General features: G+C 42.9%; 24 protein-coding genes and 1 pseudogene. 23 read left to right on the forward strand and 2 right to left on the reverse strand.

The genetic code is table 11. The features are described from left to right. Positions 1-97 precede the first annotated feature (97 nt). The 12 genes and pseudogenes from ltrA to ACX6CI_RS03425 all read left to right on the forward strand — a co-directional run bounded on the left by ltrA (position 98) and on the right by ACX6CI_RS03425 (position 11,430). The gene (gene ltrA / locus ACX6CI_RS03370) at positions 98-1,471 is read left to right on the forward strand and encodes a group II intron reverse transcriptase/maturase (protein WP_458776767.1); all 1,374 of its coding nucleotides are present in this window, start codon (positions 98-100) and stop codon (positions 1,469-1,471) included. A gap of 180 nt (positions 1,472-1,651) precedes the next feature. Next, positions 1,652-2,297, forward strand: a pseudogene (locus ACX6CI_RS03375) (LysE family translocator). A gap of 215 nt (positions 2,298-2,512) precedes the next feature. Beyond that, entirely contained in the window at positions 2,513-3,637 is a 1,125-nt protein-coding gene (locus ACX6CI_RS03380) for an alpha/beta fold hydrolase (protein ID WP_458776768.1), read from the forward strand. A gap of 114 nt (positions 3,638-3,751) precedes the next feature. Then, entirely contained in the window at positions 3,752-4,030 is a 279-nt protein-coding gene (locus tag ACX6CI_RS03385; protein ID WP_458776769.1) for a type II toxin-antitoxin system RelE/ParE family toxin, read from the forward strand. A gap of 9 nt (positions 4,031-4,039) precedes the next feature. Beyond that, the gene (locus ACX6CI_RS03390) at positions 4,040-4,351 is read left to right on the forward strand and encodes a HigA family addiction module antitoxin (protein ID WP_458776770.1); all 312 of its coding nucleotides are present in this window, start codon (positions 4,040-4,042) and stop codon (positions 4,349-4,351) included. A gap of 420 nt (positions 4,352-4,771) precedes the next feature. Continuing rightward, the gene (locus tag ACX6CI_RS03395) at positions 4,772-4,936 is read left to right on the forward strand and encodes a hypothetical protein (protein WP_458776771.1); all 165 of its coding nucleotides are present in this window, start codon (positions 4,772-4,774) and stop codon (positions 4,934-4,936) included. A 114-nt stretch (positions 4,937-5,050) separates the two neighbouring features. Then, the gene (locus ACX6CI_RS03400) at positions 5,051-5,788 is read left to right on the forward strand and encodes a methyltransferase family protein (protein WP_458776772.1); all 738 of its coding nucleotides are present in this window, start codon (positions 5,051-5,053) and stop codon (positions 5,786-5,788) included. 444 nt (positions 5,789-6,232) lie between these two features. Then, positions 6,233-6,766, forward strand: a complete 534-nt coding sequence (locus ACX6CI_RS03405; protein WP_458776773.1) for a DUF6985 domain-containing protein — start codon at positions 6,233-6,235, stop codon at positions 6,764-6,766. Between the two features lie 125 nt (positions 6,767-6,891). Continuing rightward, on the forward strand, positions 6,892-7,455 hold the full coding sequence (locus tag ACX6CI_RS03410; protein ID WP_458776774.1) for a hypothetical protein: 564 nt from the start codon (positions 6,892-6,894) through the stop codon (positions 7,453-7,455). 637 nt (positions 7,456-8,092) lie between these two features. After that, positions 8,093-9,322, forward strand: coding sequence for an OmpP1/FadL family transporter (locus tag ACX6CI_RS03415; protein ID WP_458776775.1), 1,230 nt, complete (start codon positions 8,093-8,095; stop codon positions 9,320-9,322). A 54-nt stretch (positions 9,323-9,376) separates the two neighbouring features. After that, positions 9,377-10,555, forward strand: a complete 1,179-nt coding sequence (locus ACX6CI_RS03420) for a M24 family metallopeptidase (RefSeq protein ID WP_458776776.1) — start codon at positions 9,377-9,379, stop codon at positions 10,553-10,555. A gap of 170 nt (positions 10,556-10,725) precedes the next feature. Further along, entirely contained in the window at positions 10,726-11,430 is a 705-nt protein-coding gene (locus ACX6CI_RS03425) for a TetR/AcrR family transcriptional regulator (protein WP_458776777.1), read from the forward strand. On the opposite strand, the gene ACX6CI_RS03430 is transcribed toward ACX6CI_RS03425, so the two are convergent. Continuing rightward, positions 11,412-11,738, reverse strand: coding sequence for a hypothetical protein (locus tag ACX6CI_RS03430; protein ID WP_458776778.1), 327 nt, complete (start codon positions 11,736-11,738; stop codon positions 11,412-11,414). The two genes, ACX6CI_RS03425 and ACX6CI_RS03430, sit on opposite strands and share 19 nt — an antisense overlap. An 83-nt stretch (positions 11,739-11,821) precedes the next feature. Between ACX6CI_RS03430 and ACX6CI_RS03435 the strand changes: the two genes are divergently transcribed. The 11 genes from ACX6CI_RS03435 (at position 11,822) to ACX6CI_RS03485 (ending at position 25,567) form a co-directional block, all read left to right on the forward strand. Beyond that, positions 11,822-12,424 (forward strand): trimeric intracellular cation channel family protein, encoded by a 603-nt coding sequence (locus ACX6CI_RS03435; protein ID WP_458776779.1) that lies wholly within the window; start codon positions 11,822-11,824, stop codon positions 12,422-12,424. A 167-nt stretch (positions 12,425-12,591) separates the two neighbouring features. Further along, entirely contained in the window at positions 12,592-13,023 is a 432-nt protein-coding gene (locus tag ACX6CI_RS03440) for a plasmid pRiA4b ORF-3 family protein (RefSeq protein WP_458776780.1), read from the forward strand. A gap of 11 nt (positions 13,024-13,034) precedes the next feature. Further along, positions 13,035-13,184, forward strand: coding sequence for a hypothetical protein (locus ACX6CI_RS03445; protein ID WP_458776781.1), 150 nt, complete (start codon positions 13,035-13,037; stop codon positions 13,182-13,184). Positions 13,185-13,670: 486 nt separating this feature from the next. Next, positions 13,671-17,123 (forward strand): response regulator, encoded by a 3,453-nt coding sequence (locus ACX6CI_RS03450; protein ID WP_458776782.1) that lies wholly within the window; start codon positions 13,671-13,673, stop codon positions 17,121-17,123. Positions 17,124-17,662: 539 nt separating this feature from the next. Then, complete coding sequence (locus tag ACX6CI_RS03455) at positions 17,663-20,749, forward strand: BTAD domain-containing putative transcriptional regulator (protein WP_458776783.1); 3,087 nt, start codon at positions 17,663-17,665, stop codon at positions 20,747-20,749. 130 nt (positions 20,750-20,879) lie between these two features. After that, entirely contained in the window at positions 20,880-21,098 is a 219-nt protein-coding gene (locus ACX6CI_RS03460) for a hypothetical protein (RefSeq protein WP_458776784.1), read from the forward strand. A gap of 401 nt (positions 21,099-21,499) precedes the next feature. Then, entirely contained in the window at positions 21,500-22,135 is a 636-nt protein-coding gene (locus tag ACX6CI_RS03465) for a PEP-CTERM sorting domain-containing protein (protein ID WP_458776785.1), read from the forward strand. 269 nt (positions 22,136-22,404) lie between these two features. Next, positions 22,405-22,692, forward strand: coding sequence for a hypothetical protein (locus tag ACX6CI_RS03470; RefSeq protein ID WP_458776786.1), 288 nt, complete (start codon positions 22,405-22,407; stop codon positions 22,690-22,692). Positions 22,693-23,111: 419 nt separating this feature from the next. Then, a complete protein-coding gene (locus ACX6CI_RS03475; protein WP_458776787.1) occupies positions 23,112-23,510 on the forward strand; it encodes a hypothetical protein in 399 nt (132 codons plus the stop codon). A 157-nt stretch (positions 23,511-23,667) separates the two neighbouring features. Continuing rightward, the gene (locus ACX6CI_RS03480) at positions 23,668-24,273 is read left to right on the forward strand and encodes a hypothetical protein (protein ID WP_458776788.1); all 606 of its coding nucleotides are present in this window, start codon (positions 23,668-23,670) and stop codon (positions 24,271-24,273) included. A gap of 199 nt (positions 24,274-24,472) precedes the next feature. Further along, positions 24,473-25,567 carry a transposase gene (locus tag ACX6CI_RS03485; RefSeq protein ID WP_458776789.1) on the forward strand — a complete coding sequence of 365 codons (1,095 nt, stop codon included), beginning with the start codon at positions 24,473-24,475 and terminating at the stop codon, positions 25,565-25,567. Here ACX6CI_RS03485 and ACX6CI_RS03490 read toward each other — a convergent pair. Continuing rightward, positions 25,553-25,999, reverse strand: coding sequence for a hypothetical protein (locus ACX6CI_RS03490; RefSeq protein WP_458776790.1), 447 nt, complete (start codon positions 25,997-25,999; stop codon positions 25,553-25,555). The genes ACX6CI_RS03485 and ACX6CI_RS03490 overlap by 15 nt on opposite strands. Between the last annotated feature and the right edge of the window lie 35 nt (positions 26,000-26,034).

Raw genomic sequence — 26,034 nt, forward strand, 5'->3', positions numbered from 1 at the left:
TCATGTGGAAACGCATGATGTGGAAACGAGCTCGGTGAATAGAAAAGCCGGGAGGACTCACCCGCTGAAGGCCTGAACGGTTCCCATAAGGGATCAAATGAAGAGAGTAGTCAGTCATATGACGAAGACGGGTATAGCATCAGGCAAACAACTGCGGTTGCCCTTTAGAACTAAAGGGGATGAAATTCGTTTTATGAATATGAAAGAAGGCGCTCCGGTCAAACATGTAATAGCAGAACCTTTGCTTGAGCGTGTGCTTGAACGCGGTAATATGTTTACAGCGCTTCAGCAGGTAATGGAGAATAAGGGTTGTGGAGGAGTTGACGGATTAAATGTTGACGAACTTCCAGCCTATCTGAAGGAGCACTGGCCCCGGCTACGTGTGGAATTACGTACCGGTAGTTACAAGCCGCAGCCGGTAAAGCGGGTTACTATTGCTAAGCCGGGTGGCGGTGAAAGGCACTTGGGTATTCCAACAGTTGTGGATAGATTGATCCAGCAGGCTCTTCTGCAGGTGTTGCAACGTGAATGGGACCCGACCTTTTCTGATTCTAGCTATGGCTTTCGTCCCGAGCGCAACGCTCATCAAGCTGTACGCGCTGCCCGTGGATTTATAAGATGCGGGCATAAGTGGGTAGTTGACATGGATCTTGAGAAGTTCTTTGATCGCGTTAACCATGATGTATTGATGCATCGTGTACAACAACGAGTCGATGATCCAGTAGTCGTCGTTTTGATATACAGGTATTTAAAGGCAGGTGTGCTGAGTCATGCAGGTTATCAAGATTCAGATGAAGGCACCCCTCAGGGTGGGCCTCTCTCACCGCTGCTTTCGAACCTGTTGCTGGATGATCTGGATAAGGAACTTGAGCGCAGAGGACATAAGTTCGCTCGCTATGCTGATGACTGTAACATATATGTGAAGAGCAGAAGGGCAGGAAACAGGGTGATGCGAAGTGTCAGCCATTTCCTGTCGAGAAGGCTTAAACTGAATGTAAATGAAGAGAAAAGTGCTGTAGATCGTCCTTGGCGACGTAAATTTCTCGGTTTCACCTTCAGGACACATAAAGATGTGCGTATCAGGGTAAGTCCAGAGTCAGAACGCGCTCTTAAACAGAAAGTAAGAGTGATCACCAAACGTACTCGTGGCCTCAGTTTTGATACAATAGTTGAGGAACTTTCTAAATATCTGCGCGGCTGGGTAGGATATTACCAGTTGAATGAAATCAAACGTCCATTTACTGAACTTGATAAATGGATACGCAGGAGGTTGCGATGCTATGCGTGGAAACAGTGGGGGCGTTCAGGATACCGCCGATTACGTGAATTAGGGATAAGTGTTAGACTTGCTTGGAACACTAGCAAGTCAGCACATGGACCATGGCGATTGAGCCACAGTCCAGCCCTTAACTATGCTATGCCGAAAACATATTTCGTGGAACGAGGGTTACCATCACTAACTGACTGGTAGCATGACTCAATCAACCGAACCGCCGTGGTACGTGATCCGTACGCCCGGTGGTGTGGGAGGAGAGGAACCGTGAGGTTCCTCCCTATCCAGATTGTATATAAAGGCCTACCGGCCTTAATGAAAAAATAATAATAAAATCTTCACGAAGTAACTACATCAAGGCATCAAAAGGATTTAATGATGGAATCATACTCTTATTGGTTATTATTTTTATCTGCAGCCATTGCGATAAATATCACACCTGGTCCAGATATGCTCTACATCCTTTCTAGGACAATAGCTCAAGGACGAAAGATTAGAATTGCATCATCTTTGGGGGTCTGTAGTGGGTCTTTAGTGCATATTTTTGCAGCAGCATTTGGCCTTTCAGCGATACTTGCAACCTCCGCCATGGCCTTCGGTGTTGTTAAGTATGTCGGTGCAGCATATCTTGTTTATCTGGGGATAAAGGCTTTAAGGTTGAAAAGGATATCTTTTGATATTCCTGTTAAAAAACAGGATCAATCAACATTCTGGAAAGCTTTCAGGCAAGGGGCGTTGATCGATATCTTAAACCCTAAAGTTGCCATTTTTTTTTTTTATAGCCTTTTTGCCACAATTTGTTCGTCCGGAACTGGGACACGCACCGGCTCAGATTCTTATACTCGGTTTTCTCGTAAATTTAATCGGTATGGTAATTGAGTCTGTCCTCGTTTTAACTGCTGCTCGAACAACGATTTTTTTCCGCAACAACAGTCAATTCTCTACCTTACTTGACCGAATTTTAGGCTCTATGCTTATATGTCTGGGAATTCGCTTAGCCTTAATTGAGAATCACACGAATTAGTATAGCATAGGTTGCCATTTCAAAAGACAAACTGCGTTAACGAAAAAAAAAAAAAAAAAAAAAAAAAAAAACGGCATAAAAGCATAAAGAAAGACAAAAACATATAATTATTTATACAACAAGCCATTTCTGCGGACCCAACAAACAGTGCGGGTCCGCAGAATTCCACGTTGTGCATAAGAAAATATACAAGAATGACCATAGGAATCTTTCTCATGTTCATACCCAAATCGGTAATTTCCAAGCTTGTCTTCCTTTTTAGCCTTAGCGCAATAGTTCTTTCCGGTTGCGCCACGTACACACCAGAATTTAGAGATGTCAACGGTCAAATCAAATCAGATAGTGTTGCGGAAATTAGAGAAGTTATCATCGGAGGAGTAAAACAAAGTATTATAATAAGAGGCAATAACCGAAACAATCCAATTTTACTGATTATCCCAGGTGGTGGAGTAAGCATCCTACCTGTAATGTCCAAAAGCAATAGCGAGTTGGAACAACATTTTATAGTTGTACACTGGGATATACGTGGAACCGGTAAATCTTACTTCAATAAACCTGGTGTCCAAGATATGACCTTCGAACATCTTATCAATGACACCGAAGAACTTGCAGAGCTTTTACTTACCGAGTTTAATCAAGAGAAACTATTTATTATGGGCTGGTCACTTGGAAGTGCGATCACCATGGGAGTAACCCAAAAGCGACCTGACTTGTTTTATGCCAATATCGCAGTGTGTCAGGTGGTTAATTTCGTTGAGAATGAAAAAATTGGCTACAACTATATCTTGGCTGAAGCCAGGAAACACAACAACAAGAAAGCGTTGACCGAACTCACAAAATTGGGGTTCCCTCCATATGCCAAAAGTGACCTAATGCATTCATTTAAGGTAAAAGGGAAATGGCTACAAGAATTTAACGGCGTTATACACGATAAAAACAATTTGAAAAAGACGGCTCTCGGTAAACAATATTTTTCAGGAGAAATGTACACAAAGTCCAAAGAGTATTCCTATTGGGATCTTTTTAAAATCATGTGGGGAATAAAGTTCTTTATGACTTCCATATATGAAGAATTACTCGAGGCAGATCTATCTAGTCAAGTAACGCAAGTTGAGGTTCCAGTTTATTTTTTCCTTGGGCGGCATGATTATAACGCACCTGCGTCCTTAGCTGAACAATACGTCCAAGAACTTCGAGCCCCCTATAAGGAAATGGTGTGGTTCGAACATTCTGCGCATTACCCTTTTCTGGAAGAACCAGAAAAATTTAACAAAGAAGTAGAGGCTATTGGCAGAAGAGCATTAGAAAAAAAACAAAATGAAAGCGATCCAACCTTCTGAAATGAAAACCATGCACAACAAATCCATCAACACGGACGCGGTGACCCGCGCCGGTTATGTCCACGTTATCTTTTTCAAATTGACATTCGTAACCTGGAAGGTTACGCTCTAGTCATGATTAAATCATTCAAACATAAAGGATTAGAACAATTCTTTTTTACTGGAAGCAAGAAAGGAATAAGGGCTGATCATTCTTCTCGTCTTTCAAGGCTTTTAGACCGTTTGAATGCATCAAGTGACATAAAAGATATGAATTACCCTGGTTCTAATTTACATGAGCTAAAAGGCGATAAAGCTGGCCAATTCTCAGTGAAAGTATCTGGGAATTGGAGAGTCTTTTTCGAATTTAAAGATGGTGATGCATATATTGTTGACTACGATGATTATCACTAGGGAGGTGGTATGCAGAAAATGGAAAGAAAACCAACGCACCCAGGTGTTATTGTTAAAGAAGACTATCTAGTTCCTCTCTCTATATCTATCAAAGATATGGCTGAAAACTTAGGTGTCTCAAGGAAAACTTTGTCTAAAATTCTAAATGAAAGAGGCTCTGTAACTCCTGACATGGCACTGAGGCTATCTAGGGCTTTTAGTACATCACCTGATTTGTGGTTAAATTTACAAAAGAATTATGATTTATGGAATGCAGAAAGAGAATCAAAGTCTTGGAAAAGAGTTAAACCTCTTTCTCCAAAAATTCTGCATTCACATTAAAAAAATCAGATAATCAATTAATGAACACTGACCACGGGCCTAGCTCTGCAACAAAGTTCAAGGATATTCATTTACCCTATGAGCTATTGGACCAATAATTCTTTTCCCGCGGCAGGTTATCAAAACGTTGTTTGGGTTGATCAGTCCCTCATTTAGACTTCTTGTCATCCATAGTGACATAGAATCACTAGTAAAAAAAGGTAAACATACTGAGGTAAGAAATCTCAGACATAAAAGCCTAAACCATTTCAATAAAAAATATCTTGCTCCATTATGGCGGCAAGAAGGCTTTGATCTACTGTATGAGGTTAAGGATTATCAGAAAAGTTTAATAGCATTTGAAAATGCTATTGAAGCTTTAGAGCTAAGTACAGCGCTCTATGGAGTAGCCAATCCATTAGATATATTTTTTGTGCATCTATGGCTGCTGTCTCAGCACATAAGACAGACAAGGCTAAAAAATATTACACGGAATTCAAAGAATTATTTGCTACATACGCGAGAAATCCAAAGCTTGAGAAAGCAATGGAAAATTATAAAGAAGGTATAACCTGGCTTGAAAGAAATATACCGCAACATACTTAAAAATAATAATAATTTGCTAACAAATCATTTCACCGGAAACCGCAAAAAGCGCGTTTTCGATGAATTTCCCGTTAACCTACAGATAAAATTCGACGGACCTATAAAAAATAGGATATGGATACAATGCATCTAAATTACAAGTTACTGTCATGGTTGTCGGTGATTATTGGTAGTATTTCTTTGCTTCTATTTTTTCATTTTGTACTGTTCGGGCCATTAAACCTTGTTGAACTAAATCTTAACCAGTCAATGATCATCATTTTCAATTTACTGCTTTCATCGATTTATTTTACTCAACACAGTTTGTTGATACGTAAATCAGTCAGAAATAGAATAGATCAATATCTACCGAAGGAGACATTTTATTCATTTCATTCAATTACTTCTGGTTTACTCTTAGGGGCCACAGTTGTATTTTGGCAACAAACTGATTTCATCATTTTCTCTGTACCTTATCCTTACCGTTTTTTGCTATTTATTTTCATAATCATCGCTATAGTTGGCCTAATATGGGCCATATTTTCTTTATCTAATTTTGATCCTTTCGGCAGAAAACAAATCTTAAACTATTTGAAGAACAGAAAAACAAAAACTCAGGATTTTGTTTTGCGCGGCCCATACAAAATTACAAGACATCCATTTTATTTTTTCATTTTAGCAATGATTTGGCTTTATCCAGTCATGTCCACTGACAGATTGCTTTTCGCATTAATTTGGTCATGTTGGGTAGTTTTAGGGACAAAACTTGAAGAGAAAGACTTGGTCGAGGAGATTGGTGAAGACTATATTAAATATCAATCGAATGTTCCAATGTTAGTTCCTTATAAATTTATGAATAATATTAAAGGTTAACAATTCGCTCAACAATGACCGCGGGAACAGCGCCGCGGCCAGTTAGCTCGGGCGGTTATGCGTTAGAAAAATGAAATTTCTCGAAATATATGATCATATTTTAGATATGTGGCCTGAGGAAGTAGATATTTCTGATGGGCAACCATCAGGTGAGAGGGGGTTCTACTTTAAAACTCTTTCTAGGGTTAGTTATCTTGAAATTAATACCTAATTCCAAGTAGCAACTTGCTACAAAAACAATTTGAGTAACTCCTGCGCTTGGCAAATAACAACTTGAAATAAAATGAATAAAAAACCATAACCAACTAATCAGCACAGACTGCAACACAATTGCGGTATTTTGGAGTTGGGAACTGCTCCAAAACTCATAAGTAACTCAAACACCCTGCACCAAGATTTGTTGCAGCAGGTTATTAAAACGTCAGATTTCCATCAGGGGGACCAATGTATAACGTAAACCCATCAAAATATCCTAAAACCAATGTGGATGAATATTTTAAATACACCTCGACGATTGTTGATGGTTTCGCAGGGCTTCAAATAAGAAACGGTATGTATGGTTCCGTTTCTAGCTCTGAGGCTTCGGACGGAGAAGTGCATTTTTGTTGCGACAAAGAGTTAGATACAGAGCTTTTTCTAAGCATCGTAAATTGGGTAGACGCGAATGGTAAGGAATTATTAGAGACTTCCCTAAAATCCTTCGTCGAACAATATTGGGAAATGCGTGATCTTGTTATTGAAAGTCTCATTGATGAGGACCCCGACGAAGTTGTTCCCGAAATATCTTCTTTTGCTGATCTTGCTAAGCTTTGCGGTATTGTTGCTATTCATGTGAAAGGGAGTGGAACTAGAAGTGAGCCTAGGTTTGGTATAGAGTTTGGCTGCACATGGGAAGATGAACACGGAGCAGGCGTGAGCTTCAGTGGCCTGAAGGTAATAGAAAGTGGTCAAGGGTCAGAGGCATTCGATTTTGAATAGAAAAATTTAACGACTAAGGATAGATCGTGTGAGGAACGAACCACGATCTTATCCCGGAACAAATTGCTGCACGCGGACACATACTGCTACGCTCGTTTTTGTTTCCGTGAGCAAGACGTTATAATATGACAAAACAATACATAATTGTTTCAAGTATTTTTTTGGTATTGCTCATCACTAGCGGCTGCGGCCTTACAAATAAGAATGCCCCTGACAAGTTATATTCATTTGATACCGAAAAACTTGGTTCAAAAAATATGAGCATCGTCGTCGAGGAGCTAAGTCATTCAGACAATATTTCTGTGGTGCGAGAAACTGTTAACAAAAGAGGATCGTACGCTGGTGCCATAGTGTTTTCATTGTGTAGCTTTAGCGTTATAGCTGAAAATCGTGGCTATAAGTATTTTACAGTTCTAAATACAACGGATAATCCTTGGGAGTCGCACAATGAATGGAGCGTAGATCGCAAGATAGGCTTACTCATTGATATTGATAAAGAATTAACTGTAAAAATTAGTGATAAAAAACATGAAAGTGTTCAAGAGAAGAACAATAGGGAATTAAAAACAAAAAAATATCTAGAAGAGCAATTTCCTTATCAAACAATTGACGCAGACACCAACGATATTGTGTCGGTCAAAGAATATTGGCCACTCTGTAAAAATGTCAGGAATATTTGTAGTTGGTAAGTGCTATATATTATAACAAGGCGCTACACAAATAATCTTGCCGGTCCTGGCTATTTTGAACTCTGTTGCTTTTCCAATAGCCGTAGCTTGATTACTGGTCAATGCTTTCAGGCAAAATCCTCTGTGCCTAACGTTAGAGATTAAAAAAATATATAAACAATGATGAAGGGTTTTGATACCCAAATTCCATAGACGAAATAGTTGCATTTCTCAGGATTGTTGAATGTATCGGAGTAGACGGTAAAGATATTATTCTATAAATAAAGAAACAATCATGGGAAACGACTTGAAATAACAAGTAAATACTTGACCATGCGGCTTACATTAACTGCAGATGGGGTAATTTACTTAGCTGCAGTAGTTAGAGAGCCACTATCACGTCAGTTACAAATATCATGGCCCAACAAATCTGGAGAAAGAATTAAAACACTTACCCAAAAGCTTAAAACATCGGTAAATCTTGACCCTCCTTTATGCATTTTGATTTTCTTCCCCAATTGATACCACATTCATCGCAGTTTTCCAGTTCTTGACTTCCGATAAATGCCCTTGACATTGGCTATTGTGAAGTGTATTTGCATAAGTTAATAGTAGTAACTAAAGTGAATGCTGTTTAAAAATCTTCTCTGGAGGTGTCATGAACAGGAATCAATGTGTAATGCTTAGTACAGCTGGTATGTGTTTCATGTTTTCAACCTTTGCCTATGGCTCGGGTATCGTGAATAAACAGGGGTATAGTGCTGATTATTATCGAACCTTGAACCGTGCAGCTGCTACAGAAGGAGTAGATGTTGCTGCCTACAATCCGGCAGGAGTTATGAAACTTGTCAATGGTATTCATGTGCGGGGTGAGATTCAGTATGTTGGCAAGACCTACACGAATACAGTGCCCGGTTATGGAGATCTGGAAAGTGATGAACCATCTGTTATTCCCGGATTATTTTCTGTCTATAAACAGGATAAATGGGCTGGGTATTTTGCTATCACCTTTCCAGGAGGCGGTGGAAGAGTTGATTATGAAAATGGCAATGCAAGGACAGCAGCAATCGCTGGTGAATTGATAAGCTCCGGCATGGCCGCGACAATAAGCAATATGTCTCTCAATGCCATGACAACCTATACCGGTTTCACGCTAGGTGGTGCATATGCTGTTAATGATACATTGTCACTTTCTCTGGGTATGAGGTACATCTATGCCTATCAGGAATTTGAAGGAATTATCGGTTCCACGGGAGCCGCAGGCGATACGGTTATAAAACTCGATCTTGAACGGGATGCAACAGGTGTCGGGGGGATACTGGGGGTAAATATCAGTCCATCTGAAAATCTCAATATCGGTATGCGGCTTGAGAGTTCTACTAAAATAGACTTCGAATCATCAGTGGCAAGAGACGATCTGGGATTGACAAGCCGTATGGGTATGGGTGATGGCGTTAAGCAGCGGGAAGATCTTCCGGGCTTAATCTCAGTGGGGCTTTCTTATAAACCTGCACCTTCATGGAGGCTAGAGACCTCTTTTACCTATTATCTCGAAGATGATGCTACGTGGGAGGATGCACGATTGCAGGGGGCAGGCAACAGCTGGGAAGCCGGGCTGGCTATAGAGTACAAGACCTCGCCCAAGCTACTGGTAAGTGCTGGGTACCTGTATAATGAATTAGAGATAGGTGCTGATGAAATGCAGCCGGAAAACCCTCTTCTGGACAATCACTCTATAGGAGCGGGCGGGGTCTGGAGCGTAAATGAGAAGATGAATGTAAGTCTAGGAATATTCAATACATTCTACGACGACGAAACGACCTCTTCAGGTGTTACGTACAAAAAAGATGCACTGTGTGCAGCACTCGGCGTTGAATACATGTTCTGATAAGAGCATCCAGGCCTCAATAAGATGGTGTGATCGTCTTACCGGAGAAATACAATGAGTAATGAAGAGCATCGTTATCGTCTGAAAAAGTTACAGGATACAATCAGCCAAAAAGGGATGGATGTTTTTTTGGTAACCACCCCTGATAATATCTACTACCTGACAGGACTTACATATGCACAGCAGGAACGCCCTTTTTTTCTGGTAGTACAACCTAAAGAGGCTGAAAAGTATATTGTTCCTGAATTGGAAAAGTCGCATTTAGATAAATATCTCGGAGCGGGGCGAATCATCTCTTACACAGAATATCCGGCCAAAGCCGGGAAAAGGTGGCAGGATGCTTTGCTGGAATGTGTGTCGGGCATGACAACAATAGGGGTTGAACCTGACCTGAACCTTGAATTATACAAGGCGCTTGATGCTGAGAAAACTGTAATCTTGACCTTAATTGAGCAGCAACGATTGGTAAAGTCAGACACAGAGATTGAAAAGATCCGCCAATGCGCCCGCTATTGCGACCAGGCCGTCTCTCATGTTGTCGACAGTGCATATTATGGGGTGACTGAGCTTGAGCTTTTCAGCCAGGGACGGAAGATTCAAAAACAGATTTTGCAGGAAACGGTATATGATCCTGTTACCACCAGTATATTGGTTGGCTCCTGGGTTGCTCCTGACAGTGCAATTCCGCACTCCATACCCAAGGTTGATGATGTGTTAAAGGATGGCCCTCACATTGCTCTTGGTTACCTCAGAGTTAATGGGTACGCTGCGGAGAATGAGAGAACGTACTTTCTGTCGCCTCCTGAGCAGGAAATTCAACGAGCGTTCAGCTGCATGCTTAAAGCAAGGAGAATGGCTCTTGGTATGGTTCGGCCGGGAGTCGCCGCAGCAGAAATTGATTCGGTAGTGAGGTCCTTTTTGACAAAAGAAGGATATGGAGAAAATATTCTGCACAGAGCGGGGCATGGGATCGGGATAAGTAATCACGAAGGCCCATGGCTGGCAGAGGGGAGTGACGATGTATTGGCTGAAAATATGGTAATAAGCATAGAGCCCGGATTATACTTTCAGGAAATCGGCGGGGTCAGGCATTCAGATACTGTTCTGATTACACAAGACGGGTATGAAATGCTAACTTCTTACCCTGTTGAGTCTGATACGTTAACCATCACCTCCCGTAAACCGCTCAAACAACTCCGCGGAAAGATAATGAACCGTATGCTGTCGAAATGATTCACTGTCTCCGTTGTATATCATGATATCCCGGATATTGTGTTATGGTTCGATTGAAGGTGCGCATTACTCAGCTTTTCGACTATAGTGAGGTTCTGTTTGTCTTGAGAGAATGAACATATCTTTTATGAATGCAGTACACTATCAATACTTTTTAATGCCAGGGGACAATGAAAACACGCCGTGAACGAGTGAAGGAAGCAACAATTCAGGAAATAAAGGAGGTCGCCTGGGGACAGATTGCAGAAAAAGGCGCCGCCGGTATTTCAATCAATGCTATCTCACGAAACATGGGCATGACGGCTCCTGCATTTTACAGATATTATGAGAGCCGTAATGCACTGTTGAAGGATCTTATCAGGGATAGTCTTGTTTCATTTCGGAAAGAACTTGAATCTGCCAGGGACAGCATTCCGGAAAGCAGGCTAGCTGAACGAATCTTCCAGGTTTATAAGTCATGGCGTGAGTGGGCCGTGACTAACCCTAATGCTTTCAGATTGTTTACCGAGCTGGATGTATGGGGAGATGTCTCCTTTCAATCAACGATCAACAGTTCCCATGAAGCGGTATATGCTATTTTCAGTGAACTATTTCATCAGGCATGGGAATCAGGGTGCATAAAAATTCCCAGTGAGTTAAAGAGTCTTCCTGCAGAGTATGTTTCACAGCTTAACCGACTGAAAAGAGAGAGAAATGTTGCAGCACCTGCAGAGGTTATCCATGTGGTGCTCCATCTCTGGGGGCTTTGCCATGGGCTCATTTCACTCGAGGTTAAAGATCGCTTTGCATCTATTCTCAGCAATCCAGTTCATCTCTTTGAACATCAGATTCTTACTGAACTGGATAAAATCGGGCTTCAAATAGGTGATGAGTAGGTGATGGGCAAATTGAACCACCTTTTTATTATGGCATGACGGACAGAACCAACGACCACGGCAAAGTGGGTATTGAGCAACTGCCAGAGTGGCGATTGCTGCGGATTTATCGGATGACAGATTTTCGCCTGGCTATTTTTTTTCATTGTCGCACCTGAGACAACAAGAAGGTGCAGCTCTATACCACCGGAGGATCGTATAATTTTCCCCTGCATCAGGGGCATTGTGAGATTTTTCTCTAAGAAATAGAGGAGGGACTGGGCAATAAGAGTCGTTGATGCGATGCTATTTCCAACCAGAAAATGCACCGGATAAACCTGTGATTTTGGCGTTAGTATTCCTTGTGTTGAAATCGACTCTTTACAGGCAGTAAAAAATTATGATTTATTATATGGGATTAATCGGAATAGCCGCTTTTGCCATAACAGGGGTGATCGCAGCCGGTAAAAAAGGGATGGATATATTCAGCGTTGTCCTGCTCGGTGTTGTTACAGCGCTCGGAGGCGGCACTCTGCGTGATGTGATTATAGATTCTGGCCCGGTCTTCTGGACTAACGATTTACTTTATCTATGGATATCCGTGGCGGCTTCTGTCATAACATTTTTTCTAATCCAGCATGTGCGCCATGCTCTGAAACTGCTGCTGTTCGTTGATGCATTCGGCCTATCACTTTTTACCGTTCTTGCAACGGAGCAAACTCTTAATCTGGGCTTTACCGAGCCGGTTGCTGTATTAATGGGGGTTATCACCGGAATCGCCGGCGGCATGATCCGTGACATACTGACAGGCCGAATGCCTCTGCTTTTAGGCAGGGAATTCTATGCGACTCCTGCGCTGCTCGGAGCCATTGTATTTTGTCTCCTCCGTTATTATTTCCCTCTGCATGGCTTTAACATCATTTACGCCGGCGGTATTATATTCATACTCAGATCATCTGCTATTCAATGGGGGCTGTATTATCCTAAATGGCTTATTTACAGTGAAAAAAACTGAACAGATTAAGTGTTTCAGTCAGATTTATATGTCTTTCAAATAGAACTAACAATGCAAATTAACGCGGACTGGCTTACAGCGGCGTTTTTTGAAACACTTTGGTTATAAAAACTTTATTAATTTTTCAACCGTTTTCGTGAATAGCCGCCAACCGGTTATTTGCGGCGTTGGGAAGAATAAAAACACAACAAGCCGAAATGATTTACATATTTAAAGTAAAACTATCACACAATAAACGAACTTGGCGTACAATTGCCATCAATGAAAATCAAACTCTCGATCAATTACATGATACTATATTTGATTCATTTGACCGGTATGATGAGCATTTATATTCATTCTACATGACAAGTGGTGCTAAGCGTCAAGACAGGTTCAGAAACTGCCCTGAATATACACATCCACAAGCGTTTCAAGACGGGGGAGGTATGTTTGGGTTTAGAACACCTCCAAAAAATGCAGCAAAAACCAAAATCAAAGACTTGGGGTTATCTGTCAAAGATAAGTTTGAATATCTTTTTGATTTTGGAGATAATTGGCTGCATGAAATTGTATCCCTTTGCTGCAGCACCAGCCAATTGCAATCCTTGCAGCAATAATAGTAATTGCGGTGGTTGGCTTATTTCAGATTGCGACCCTGCTTCACTCCTATAAGGTTAATCCCCATGATACTGTGGTGGCTTTTGTGGTTTTTAACACCGCGATATCCTTCGTTCCACACTTCGAAAAGGGTGAGTATATAGGGATTGGGATGATGTGACGAAATGCATGTCGGATTTGTGAGCAATTGCTTGGGATTACAGTTTGCAAGTAGCTATCGCTGATTTCTGCATGTGATTTAGTATTGGAGTGGGGAAAAGCACGGTCAAGGTACCGCAGCCCAGAGAGATAAGAGGAAAAAAGCAACAACTCCCACACCCGATCTGAAAAAAGCTGATACCCTTCACCTCCCTCCTTTTTTACCTTTCTCGTTCTCATTTCCTGCAGTTGTTCATATGGTTAGCCACATCGACCAGTGACTCCAATTACACGCGACACACTTCTCCCAAAATCAATTTGGCCTAACAGGTAAAAAGAACATATTTCTTGCATTACCACCCAAAACTATATAGTTATGCTGTCTGAATGATACCAATTATTCTACGGATGGCATAATTCCAATGCTATTTGAAGTGATTTCTTGGCTACAGGAATCCTTATGGGTAAAGGATGCAGCATACATTAATTGATGTACCATCAGGTCACTTTGAAAATAACAAAAAATGTCCGTTTTCTAACGATTTTTCTGTTTTGTGTAATGCTCGCAGGATGCGAGCAAACGCCTCCGAATCAACCAACAGCCCAACAAGGCTTTATCGACCTCACCGAGTGGGATTTTGCACGGGACGGTTCTGTCGAACTGTTTGGCGAATGGGAGTTTTACGACCAAACGCTGCTCACGCCATCGGATCTCTCCAGTCCTGATAGACTGAAACATCCGGATTTCTTTTCAGTACCGGATTTCTGGGCCAATCATCAGGCGAACCGCGCAGAGATTCCCGCTCATGCTTTCGCAACCTATCGCCTGCTGATTAAAACACAAACCACACAACCCCAATTAGTACTCCTCAACTATGGTGTGATGGCAGCCCATAGTCTCTGGGTGAACGGCAAACTGCGTCGAAAAGACGGCCAGGTGGCAGACGAAGCGGGAAAGGTTGTTCCCGGTCAGCTACAGCCTGTGCCTATTCACCTCTCTGATTCAGATTTTATAGCGGGTTCAATCGAACTGGTCGTACAGGCTGTAGGTTCCAAATATTGGGTTGGTGGCATGGCCCAGCCGTTCAAGATTGGTCTGGAGAGCCAAATCATACGACCACTGGAACATCAGCGATGTTTTGTGGTTTTCTTCAGCAGCCTTTTACTTTTCATGGGGTGTTTTCATCTGGTCCTGTTTTTTTCACGTCGCCAAGACCCGTCAACCCTGTTCTTTAGTCTATTTTGTTTAACATGGGTCGTTAGCATTGTATCCAGTGCGGCTGACCGATGGCTGATTTTCTCTCTCTTTCCAAATATTTCCTTATATACAGCTGACCACATCGAAATCATCGGGTATTATTTTTCTGTCCCTCTGCTGCTCTTTTTTCTGCAGGCTCTCTTCCCTCGTGAGACCCCAAAATGGCTGGCCAAAGCCCATCTGGTCCTGGCCGTTATTCTTACGCCATTAACATTCACCTCTCAGCCAATATATGGTGTATCCTCGACCATCGGCCATATTGTGACAGGTTGTGCCATATGTTCTGTTTTTGTCATTCTTGTTAAAGCGCTGCGCCGAGGGCGACAGTCCTCTCAACTGCTGGCTGCTGGTGGAATTACCTTAGCCATCTTCGGATTTGGTGATCTCCTTGCTGCCTTTGGAATTATAAAATTTATCTATCTGAGACATTTCGCCCTGATGATCTTTGTCAGTTGCCAGGCCTGCGCCATCGCGCTTCGATTTTCTCAAACTTTTGCCAAAACAGAAGCACTGTCTCTTGAACTGCGCCATAAAAATATCCAACTATCCCGGCTTGATGCCTTAAAAGACGAATTCCTTGCCAATACCTCCCATGAACTCCGCACCCCCCTGGCGGGCATCATCGGTATCGCCGAATCGATGCAAGCAGGGGCGACAGGCAGCCTGTCCGCTTCCGCCATGGGAAATCTTGATCTGGTGGTGGCCAGTGGCAGAAGACTCGCCAACCTGGTGAACGATATCCTCGACTTCTCCCGTCTGAAAAATAAGGATCTCTCCCTGCATCTTAAACCAGTGGACCTTGGAAATGTTGTTGAAACAGTCTGTACCGTTTTGCATCCCCTGGCATCTGGTAAAGGCATTGCCCTTGTCAATAACCTGGATGGTTCACTGCCACTCGTCCAGGCGGATGAAGATCGGCTGCAGCAGATCTTGTTCAATCTTATTGGCAACGGCATCAAGTTCACCCCTGCGGGCAGCCTGACCATAACAGCTGAACCAAACGACCAGTTTTTACAGGTGGCAATAACCGACACAGGTATCGGAATAGCCCAGGATAAACTGGCAGAGATATTCCTCTCTTTTGAGCAGGTGGACTCCACCGAGACCAGAAACTTTGGTGGAACGGGGCTGGGGCTCTCTATTACCAAAGATCTCGTGGAGCTTCATAACGGCACGCTCAAGGTTCAATCAAAACTTTGCAAGGGCTCGACCTTTTTCCTCAACCTTCCTCTGGCAGAGCAGGCCGTAGAAGGCGAAATCCCCGTGCCTGGCATAAACAGGTATCAGCCCCCAACTCGGTCTGCAATGAGTGATTCAGTTGAGCCAATACCTAATAGTGAAATGGCTCCCCTCTTCGCAAACGCTCCAACGATTCTTGCAGTCGATGATGAACCTGTAAACCTGCAGGTAGCTGTAAACCAGCTGGGCCTTGCAGGGTTTAAGGTTCTCACGGCTGCCAATGGTGCTGACGCCCTTGCTCTCTGTCAGGAAAAACTGCCGGACCTGATCCTTCTGGACATCATGATGCCCGGAATGTCAGGCTATCAAGTGTGTCAGCAGTTACGCATGAAACATTCAGCCTCCATCCTGCCAATCATTATAGTGACAGCCCGAAACCGCACCGCGGATCTGGTTGCAGGCTTTGAATCTGGCGCGAGCGACTACCTGACCAAACCGTTCACCAGTAGTGAGCTCCTTGTCCGTGTCCGCTCCCTCTTGCAAGTCAAAGATGCCTATCAAACCCTAGCGGAAAACAGTCGCCTCAAAAGGGAACTTCAACTGCGGCAGGAAACAGAACTTGAGCTACGACTTACCCAGCGTCGTCTCTCTATTCTGCTCGACACCGTCGATGATGCTCTTTTGGCTTCCAATGAAAGTGAAGAAATCTGCTTTTGCAATAAGGTCTGCTCCGAGATGTTGGGCTATGACAATAACGGCTTGCTGGGGCGGCCGCTGAGATCCATTCTTACCGATAAGGCCTTGTGTCTGCTTGAGGATCTTGGTGCACACAGCCCTGATGGTACAGACAGCCCAGCAGCCTCTTACCAGGATATCGAAATTATGGCGGCAAGTGGTACACATAAGAGAGTGAACGTAGAGCGTACCCTGCTCTTAATGGAGGAGGACAATTTCGCAATTTTCATGATCCATCAATTTCCGGGAGACAAGAAAAATGGAAGAGAACTCAATGGATCGAATAGCCAGAATAATCCCCTGGCCCTGGTCAAGGAATTAAACCACAACCAGATACGACTCCGAGGGCTGGAAGAAACCCTGCAAACAATTCTTCCCGTTACCAGCATGCAGCCGTCCACAATTCTCAATGAAATCAATGCCATTGATACCGCTCTAGCAAGGATGAGCAATAGGCTACAGAATCCGCAAACAGCCGAGGGGAAACGTCAATTGGCCGTAACAGCAATGAACCTTGCCATTGAGTATTGGACCGAAACAACCGGCAACAATAAGTTCGATCTGGCCCGAGAGTCCGGTCTCTGGAAGGTCTACACCAACCAGGATGGATGGGAACGGGCCCAAACCCTTGATAAATATCTCGATATTAATACCCTCCCTGCCCGTCCTCGCTGGAATCTCATCATGGCCACCTGTGACTTCGTCCTGGCCTATTCAACAAGCCAGTCCGCCCTCCGAAACCATTTAGAGACAGACCTGAGTAAGATGAGAGCTGTCTCATTTCGGTGAAGGATAATTAAATAAGGGTTGTCTTCCCACCCAAAAAACAAATATTTAGTAGACTAGCTTATTCTATGCAGTAGATGGTCTTCCCATACTCCTTATATAGTATTTTCCACGTATTTTCAATGTTATAGATGTGTGTTAACAATCTTTAACAATTTGTTTCCTTGTACTTACCTAACTCATTGGTTAACCATACAGCAGAGAGTGTCGCCATAACGCGCATCACAATCTACATATCAAACAAGACAATGAGGAAACATGAAATGGAGAACTCCTCTTCTATTTTGAATGTCGGGATTTGTAACCACAAGAGAGATGAGTCAAGTAGGGACTTGAGCCACCTTATTTCAAATTACAATTTTCAATTGAAAAACTCTGATACTCAAATAGAATGGGGATGCCCCCAAGACACATCCTCCATCCGAGCGAAAATGCATCCACATGCTGCTTCTGAATTAAATCTTGTTAAGATCAATTGTCCTTCCGCGGATGGCCTCTTCCCCCGGAGGCGACTGTTTCAATTCCTGGACGAGAACACTTCTATGCCAGCTACCTGGATTACAGCACCTGCTGGTTCAGGTAAAACCTCGTTGGTTGCAAGCTATCTCGCTTACCGTAAAGCGAGCTTTATCTGGTATCAATGTGATTCTGGTGACAGAGATCTGGCGGCGTTTTTTTATTACCTCGGGCTTGCTGCCAAAAGGATTCTTCCGGCAGGCTCTTCTCCACTCCCGTTATTAACACTTGAATATCAGCACGATATCCAAAATTTTTCACGCAATTACTTTGAAAATCTGTACCATCTGCTGCCACCTGATTCCTTTATAATTTTTGATAATTTTCAGGAAGTTGATACTGAATCCAAACTATCGGGTTTATTAGCAAGTGCAGTTAGCAGTGTCCCTGAAACCACACATATCATTTTTGTAAGTAGAAATGCTCCGCCGCAATCCACGGCTCGCCTGCGAATGCACAATCAACTCCTTCAGCTTAAAGGAGTTCAGATGCGCCTAACACGTAAGGAGACCGACAGGATTGTAGCAAATTATGCGCATGGTGAACACTCTTCTCATGAGCTGGACATTATTTATGCGCGATCTCAAGGCTGGGTGGCTGGAGTAATCCTCATGCTCAATCAGAAGAACAGACAGACTGAACCATCCGATAATTGTCATAATAATACAGAAGAAATTCTATTTGACTATTTTGCTGGTGAAGTATTTGAGTCAGAACCGCTTGTAGTTCAGCAATTCCTGCTTAAGACCTCCTTTTTACGCAGTTTTACAGAAGCTATGGCAAAAGAGATCAGCGGAGCGGATAGCGCAGGCAATATTTTGCAAACACTGTTACTGAAAAACTACTTTATTACCATGCATACTGGAGGAACTTTTCAATATATCCCACTCTTTCGTGAGTTTTTACTTAACAAGGCAGAGGCAGTATTTGATGCAGATATTTTAGGTCCTCTTCTGCGCAGAAGCGCTTGGCTTCTCTATGAAAACGGGAAAATAGAGGAAGCTGCGACGCTGTTTGCCAGGGTCGAGGAATATCCCACGTTAATCAGAATTCTTTGTAAAGAAACACCAAGATATATACAGAGGGGACAGGCGAAGACGATCCAAAGCTGGATTAACAAAATCCCAGCCAAGCTACAGCTTGAAAATCCGTGGGTCCTGTATTGGGCGGGAATGTGTCTGTTACCGTATGACCTTTCTCTTGCCAAATCGCACTTTAAGCAAGCATTTGAAGAACAGAAAAAACTGGGTGATATCAGCGGCCAGTTTGCGGCATGGTGCGGAATAGCAGAATCCATACTTCATGCACTTGATGATTTATCTGAACTCGATCATTGGATCGCCATCCTCGACGAACTTTTAGCCAAGAATAACAACACTCCACCCACACATCTGAAGAATCATATTGCTGCAGCAATGTTTATGAGCCTGGTCTTCAGGCAACCAGATCACCCTGAGTTTGCATCTTGGAAGGCAAAGGCAATGGATGTACTCACCGAAGAACGGGACATATCACTGCGCATATTTACATGTTTCTTCCTGTTGTCCCATAGCTACTGGACTGGAAACCTCGGTGTGGCAAGCAATGTTCTTCAAGAGATTAAAGCTATGGCTGAATCTCCAGATGCAGAGCCTTTTGCAAGGATTATGGGGCATTTTGCAGTTTCCTGGCATGGTAGGATGGAAGGGGACTATAAGACGACACAGACTGCGGTTGAGAATGGCCTTCAACTCTCAGCACAGACGGGGATAGTTATATGGAATTTTATACTCAAGATGCAGGGTGCGGTAAGTTCTCTTAGTGAAGGAAACGCAGATGAAGCTGATATATGGCTCGATGAGCTGTCTGCAAACCTCTCTCAATGCCGTAGGTTTGATGTTTTTTACTATTACCATGAGCGTGCCTGGCAGGCACTCATTCGAGGCAAGATTCAGGAAGCTTACGCCTATCAACAAAGTGCACTTGATAACATATATAAAGCTGGTGCCAAACCGATTATTGGAGTTGCCCATTTTGGTATGTCCCAGGTATGTCACGAAATCGGTAAATTCAAAGAGCGAGATTCTCATCTGGCAGAATGCCGTCGTTATGGAAAACTCTGCAACAGCAGACTTTACCTCTTTCTGGCCGATTTGTCAGAGGCGCAATATCGTATAGATAACGGCGATAAGGACCGTGCGGTAGAGCTGCTCAAGCAGACAATGGCCATAGGTCGCGTAGAGGGATATTATAATTTCAGTTTTTGGCGCACCTCATTTATTACACCGGTGATTGTATTTTGCCTCAAACACGATATTGAAGTGGAGTATGCGCAAAAAATAATTCAAAAGAGAAACTTACAAACTCCTGACCCACCTGTTGAACTCGAGAATTGGCCATGGATGCTGCGTGTCTATACCTTAGGGCGGTTTTCTATCATAAAAGATGGTGTCGCTTTAAAATTTGGCAAGAAATCCTCAATCAAAATTTTGGAGTTACTTAAAGCAATAATTGCATTTGGTGGGCGTGATGTGAGTGAAAGCCGTCTGAGTGATGTGCTGTGGCCGGACTCGGATGGTGATGCCGCACATCAGGCCCTGGCGACGACCCTCTTCAGGTTGAGAAAATGGCTGGGCGTGCAAAATGCCATTATACGCTCAGAAGGGCTGATCAGTATTAACCCACATATCTGCTGGGTTGATGCATGGTGTATTGAAAGACTTTTGGGGAAAAGCGTTCAATTGGATATAGCGGACGACACCTTGTACAGCAAAGTAGTGCAAATGTACTCGGGTCATTTTCTGGTGCAAGACACTGATAAACCATGGGCTACTATCATGCGTGAGAGGTTGCGATTTAAAATGGTACGCACCATAGCAACCGTTGCTGCACACCTGTTTGACCGTGATAAACACCATGAGAGTATTACCTGCTATCGTAGAGGAATAGAATTTGCCCCCCTTGCTGAAGAATTCTATCAGGGATTGCTGAAAAACTACTCAGCACTAGGTGAAACAGCTAAAGCGTTGAAGGTTTACGATGAACTCAAATCGATACTTGTCGATGCCTTAAATATTGAACCATCACAGGTCACACAGGCCTTGCATAAACAATTACTCAATATCGAAAACTGACTTTTTCTTTGAAGTACCGTTGCGTCTCCATCTCCCCTTGCATAGTTTTTTCTAATTAATCTACAAAAAAACTCATCTGTACCCCATCTGTAATCGGCCCCATGTTACTTTTTACCTATAAGGAGAGAGCATGTCTTTAGAAACCTATGTAGTTCGAATTTATAGACGTGATGGCGACAACGTTGAGCAAGTGGTTGGTGTTGCCGAGAGCGTCGAAACGGGAGAAACCTGGAAATTTGTTTCACTGCAGGAATTAGTTTCAATTTTTGAAAATAAAAACTGCAAAGAGAACGTGAAAGGGTCAGGGATACCTGAAACTGACAGGCAGGAAATGAAAAAAGAAATGTAATGCAGTATACCCTCTCCACGCCTGTCAGTTTGATGCATTGATGAGGTTAGTGAAAAACAGGACATCACTTCATTGGATATGTTTTCAAACAAGAAAGACCATATGGGTGACAATCAAAATGAAAAATGAAGGATTCTGTTTTTCATGGGGCTATCTAAATCTAACACCGGTAGACGGGAAATAAGCCGAGACTCAGTTCAGTCCCCACTCGGAGTCTATCGCTTACCTGAGGGGTATAAGTGCATCGAAGGTCTCTCAACGTTCACTGTCTGTCAGATGAACCTTACGATTTCAAATAGTATTCCTGAGTTTCTCGGAGTCTGCGTTACCTGTTTTTTATGACTGAAGTTCAGGGCCAAGGCACTAAAGGTAGGAAACTATCAATACAAGTGGAGAAGAGGATGAAGAACTTTAAGAGATTGTTCCTTACGATTTTTACGGTTTGTGTTGCAGGTCTACCGGCCATTGCACAGAGCTCTTTGATAAGTTGTGTGCTTGAGGATTTGGATGATAGCCAGGGGGCAGGAGGAGATTTATGGCAGGCTACCTACACTTTGGGTACCTCAAACTGGTCAGATCCTTTGGTGAGGTCTGGCGCTGTTATAGAAATCAGGCTTTGGGGAGTTAACTATGAATCGATTGAATGGGTTGATAATGATATCAATAGTATTTTTGAGCCTGATTATTGGTTGGCCGGAAGGCCGTTAAACTCTTTTGACAAAACACTTACGTTTACGGCCAGTAGGGCTCATTTACCCTATGAAGATATAGGGAATGATTTCTCAATCCAATTTATTTGGACAGGTGTTGATGATCCAGGTGGCTCTCAATATTGGAGCCTCTATCTAAGGGAGTTGGATTACGTTGAGAGCCGTTTTGATGGTCTGGGCACTGTCAACATTGATGAAATAATACACTTGGAGGCGCCCGTTCTTGGACCATCAAATGCGCCTGTGCCTGAACCAGCGACAATACTACTTTTTGGAGCTGGGTTAGCCGGAATTGCGATGGGCCGGAGACGGATACGCAAATCGTAATATGGAAAATTGGGAGGGGCGGTGATTGATCGCAATTACAATACTTTAATGCAGTTTCAGCAAAAAGACGATGGTTGGGGAGAAAGAGAAGAGTCAAGCAAAAATTTGACCCCTTTATCATAATATTATCCATGTTGGTGCGTATACCAGTGAGGTCTCCGGGCCGTAAATAGAATGAGTCGCTTAAGTCTGAACAGGTTAAATATTGCCTGTTGATCATAAGAGGAGTTGTTCAAAATGATTTCCAAATACAATTCAAGGAGGTTGCTATGCTGCCAGGAGGTTGGACAAATTATTCAAAAGAAATATCAGGATCGGATAAGGAAGTTTTTAACATTGTTATTAAAAAGGTTGCAATTGAAGGTTATGTCGGTGTCGGGTTTGAGCCTATAGGCTTTCAAAAACAGATAGTAGCAGGGACGAATTACTGCTTTTTCTGCATTGAAGAAACGGTCTCACAAGACCCTGCTCCAATCTGTATGACGAAAATAAGAGCTTCTAAGGACGATGCTGGCAATGTTGAACTCAAAAGTGTTGATGTGGTGCATCCATATTAATGGTCACTCATTGAATTGCGTTTATCACATTTCCCAATAGGCAACTGCAGTTATCATCGAGTGAGATGATAACTGCAGCTCTATCAGTAGAGTTTTCGAACTCTTTGCATCTCCAAATATTTCCTAGCGGTACACGAAGAATTTAACCTCAGTTATGAGCAGGATGCGGCTGGCGAACGTATTGGGGAGAATATTAAAGGGTGGTGGCTTGTTATTTGATGTGAGCCGTTTTTTGACGAGGGTTGGTGGTTCTTATAATAAAAAACCAGTCCACTTCTCGTAAGTTGAGCACTTTAATGTAGTTTCAGAATAGAAATTCTAATGGTCGGAAGAGATGAGTCAAACAAAGACTTGACCCCTTTTCCTTTTCTAATCGTAATCGGGGGCTGTCCCCAATTCAATTAACTTGAAAAGGAGGAATGATGATGGTTGGAAAGGCAAATGTAAAAGGTGACTTGAAAATATATGAAGGAGCACAATTTTGGGCATATATATCACCACAAGATAAGACTGAGGAAATGATTATAAAGTGGCAAGTCAAGATTGAACAGCAAGATGGTGATTGGGCTGGTGTAATTAGCTCAGACAATCCTACTGCGATTTTGCATACACCAAGTTTGTCCGGGGTTTTTCGTGTGACTGTGAAGGCAACAGGTAAATTCTTTGAAGAAAAAATTCTATCTTGTGCTGATTATAGCAATCCGGATATTGGTTGCAACTCGAACTGTTTTGGTATGGTTGGAATTGTATCAATTAAAGGTGGTGAAGATGCAAACTATTGGACAGTTTGGGACGCTATATGCAAGCAAATTAAATAAGCATCTATCTCAATAGTTTAGTCTGATTATGAGTAAAAAAAAGGGTCTGTCCCCAATTTGCTCTATTAACCTGCAGAATTTACACAATTAATCAATACTCAAGGACGAGTTATGCATTCTTGGTAAATTGGCATGTTAAATGAGAAAGGAGAATTCTATGAATAATTTACAATCTTCAATCAAAAACCACGAAGAATCGTCAATTCACATTAAGGCGCTAAAGGCATTTTTCAAGAAAGCAGCGGCCGACGAGTCGGAGTATATTGCGCTATGCAAAGACCCCCTTGATATATTGGAAGCTCAGGGTGTTTTTGTCGAAGAAGAATATAGAGAATCTGTCTCACTACAGATGAAGTCGGTTGCCGCATTCGCATCCCTTGGCGCTGGAGAGCCTGCCTACCAGGAAGGCACCAATTTACAAGGTTTTTTCGAGGTGGCTAGCGATTTTCAATTCCTGGTTCAGCCCTGGGGTGTTGTACTGGTAGTTGGTGAACCGGGCATGAAGTACTTGGAGGCGGGTGGCGGAATCACAGCAGGAATACTGGGAGGCGCAGCAGGTGTTGCAGCGATCCCGGCGGCGCCTCTTGGAGCAGTGCTCGGCGTGGCGTCAGCAGCACTAGGCGTTTACTTTGCAGGTATGAAAGCCATTGATCAAGGAAATGGTGTGTACCTGACCTGGACTTGGGTACAATTCTGGCCATTCCTTCCGATCCCGCCGATTCCGAATCCGATGTTTGGTGTGCCTGTGTACACTGCCATATAGGAGTCGTATTAATTGGGGTCGGATCAAATCAAGTTGTTTGGAGTACAACTGATCCGTGTCGAAAAGATGTTGGTTTTACCATTAGAGGTCCCTTGTTTATAGGTAAAAAGGGGCCTCTAAGTTTCTCTACCCCGCATTTTTGTATGTGAAAATGGGGGTGCTTCAGTATTTATTCACACCCATATTGGCAATCCAGGCCATGTTTATATTTATTTTAAAATGGGTCAAAAAGGGGTCAAGTCTTCGCTTGACTCATCTTGCAGAATCCATTAGCCTCCTTCCTATGACGAGACCCCTTAGAATAGAATATCCAGGTGCCTGCTATCACGTAATGAACCGTGGAAGGCGCGGCGAAAACATCTTTACAGACTTTGATGACGATAAGGCATTTATTGATCTGCTACAGGAAGCCTCTGAAATGTTTAACCTCCGGGTTTCTGCATTTTGCCTTATGTCAAATCATTACCATATTCTGGTTCAGACACCTGCTGGCAATCTGTCACGAGCTATGCGACATATAAACGGTGTTTATACCCAGCGTTACAACCGAAGACGAAAGATATATGGACAGCTGTTTCGTGGACGCTACAAAAGCGTTCTCGTGCAAGAAAACAGTCATCTACTTGAGCTGTTGCGTTACATTCACAGAAACCCTGTCAGGGCACATATGTGCAAGGCTGTAGGTGATCACCTCTGGTCCTGCCATCATGGCTATATCTCTTCAGCGAAAAAGTGGGATTGGTTACATAAGAAGTCACTGCTTGAAATGTTTGACCGCGATCAGATCAAAGCCAAAAGACAGTACAAGAGTTTTGTCGAATGTGAAGACTCTGCCGAAATCACCAATTTCTTTGGTAAGAAGAACCTTTCTCCATTTTTTGGCTCCCAGGATTTTATTAAATGGGTTAAAGCCACATATCGGCAGCTTCAAAATAATACGGAAATCCCTCAAACCAAGAATCTTGCTCCGACAATAGCCGAAATAAAATTGGTAGTATGCCAATATTATGAGGTTGAACAGCGACGACTTGAACAAACCAAACGCGGTCAAGTCAACGAGGCTCGCAACGTGGCTATATATCTTGCCAGAAAAAGATGTGGTTTACGGCTAGAAGAGATAGGTCGTGAATTTGAGGTCCTGAAATACAGTTCGGTGAGCAGTATAGTCACGAGAACTGAAAAGAAGCTTAAAACGAACAGTCAACTAAGAAATCGGGTTGAAGAAATTCACCAGATGCTCAACAAGAGTCAAGCAAAGACTTGCCCGCCGCCCCAGGTCTTAATTATTTTTTAACTCTTCAGGTTTAATTCCCGCATGCTCAATATCACACGGCCAGACACCATTATCGATAAACACATGACCTGGATTACCTATATGAGAGTGGATAAAGACAAATCTTGGATCAATTTCAGTCAGTTCTGCTATTGTTGATGTAACCGAGTTCATGATCTTGGCGATTTCTCCATATGAGAAGACAGATGTAAGATATAAATCAACAAAAATAGGAAACTCTTTTTTCTCTGCATCAAACTCATACAGATATTCCTGTTTACCAGTAGCCTCAGGTGTGTGCGCTATAGCGTTAAGTGTTTGCCACAATACTGTGGCGCTTCCCACTGGTAGAAATCCCCCTTTACCTTCATACAATCTGACTTCTACCGCTCTTATTACCTCTTCAATCTCATATGACTTTGCAGGTAAGGCAGAGATTTTCACAAATGGCACAGTACCCTCTCAACGACATCTCAGGTTAATGGAAG

This window comes from Desulforhopalus glucosivorans (assembly GCF_054397165.1).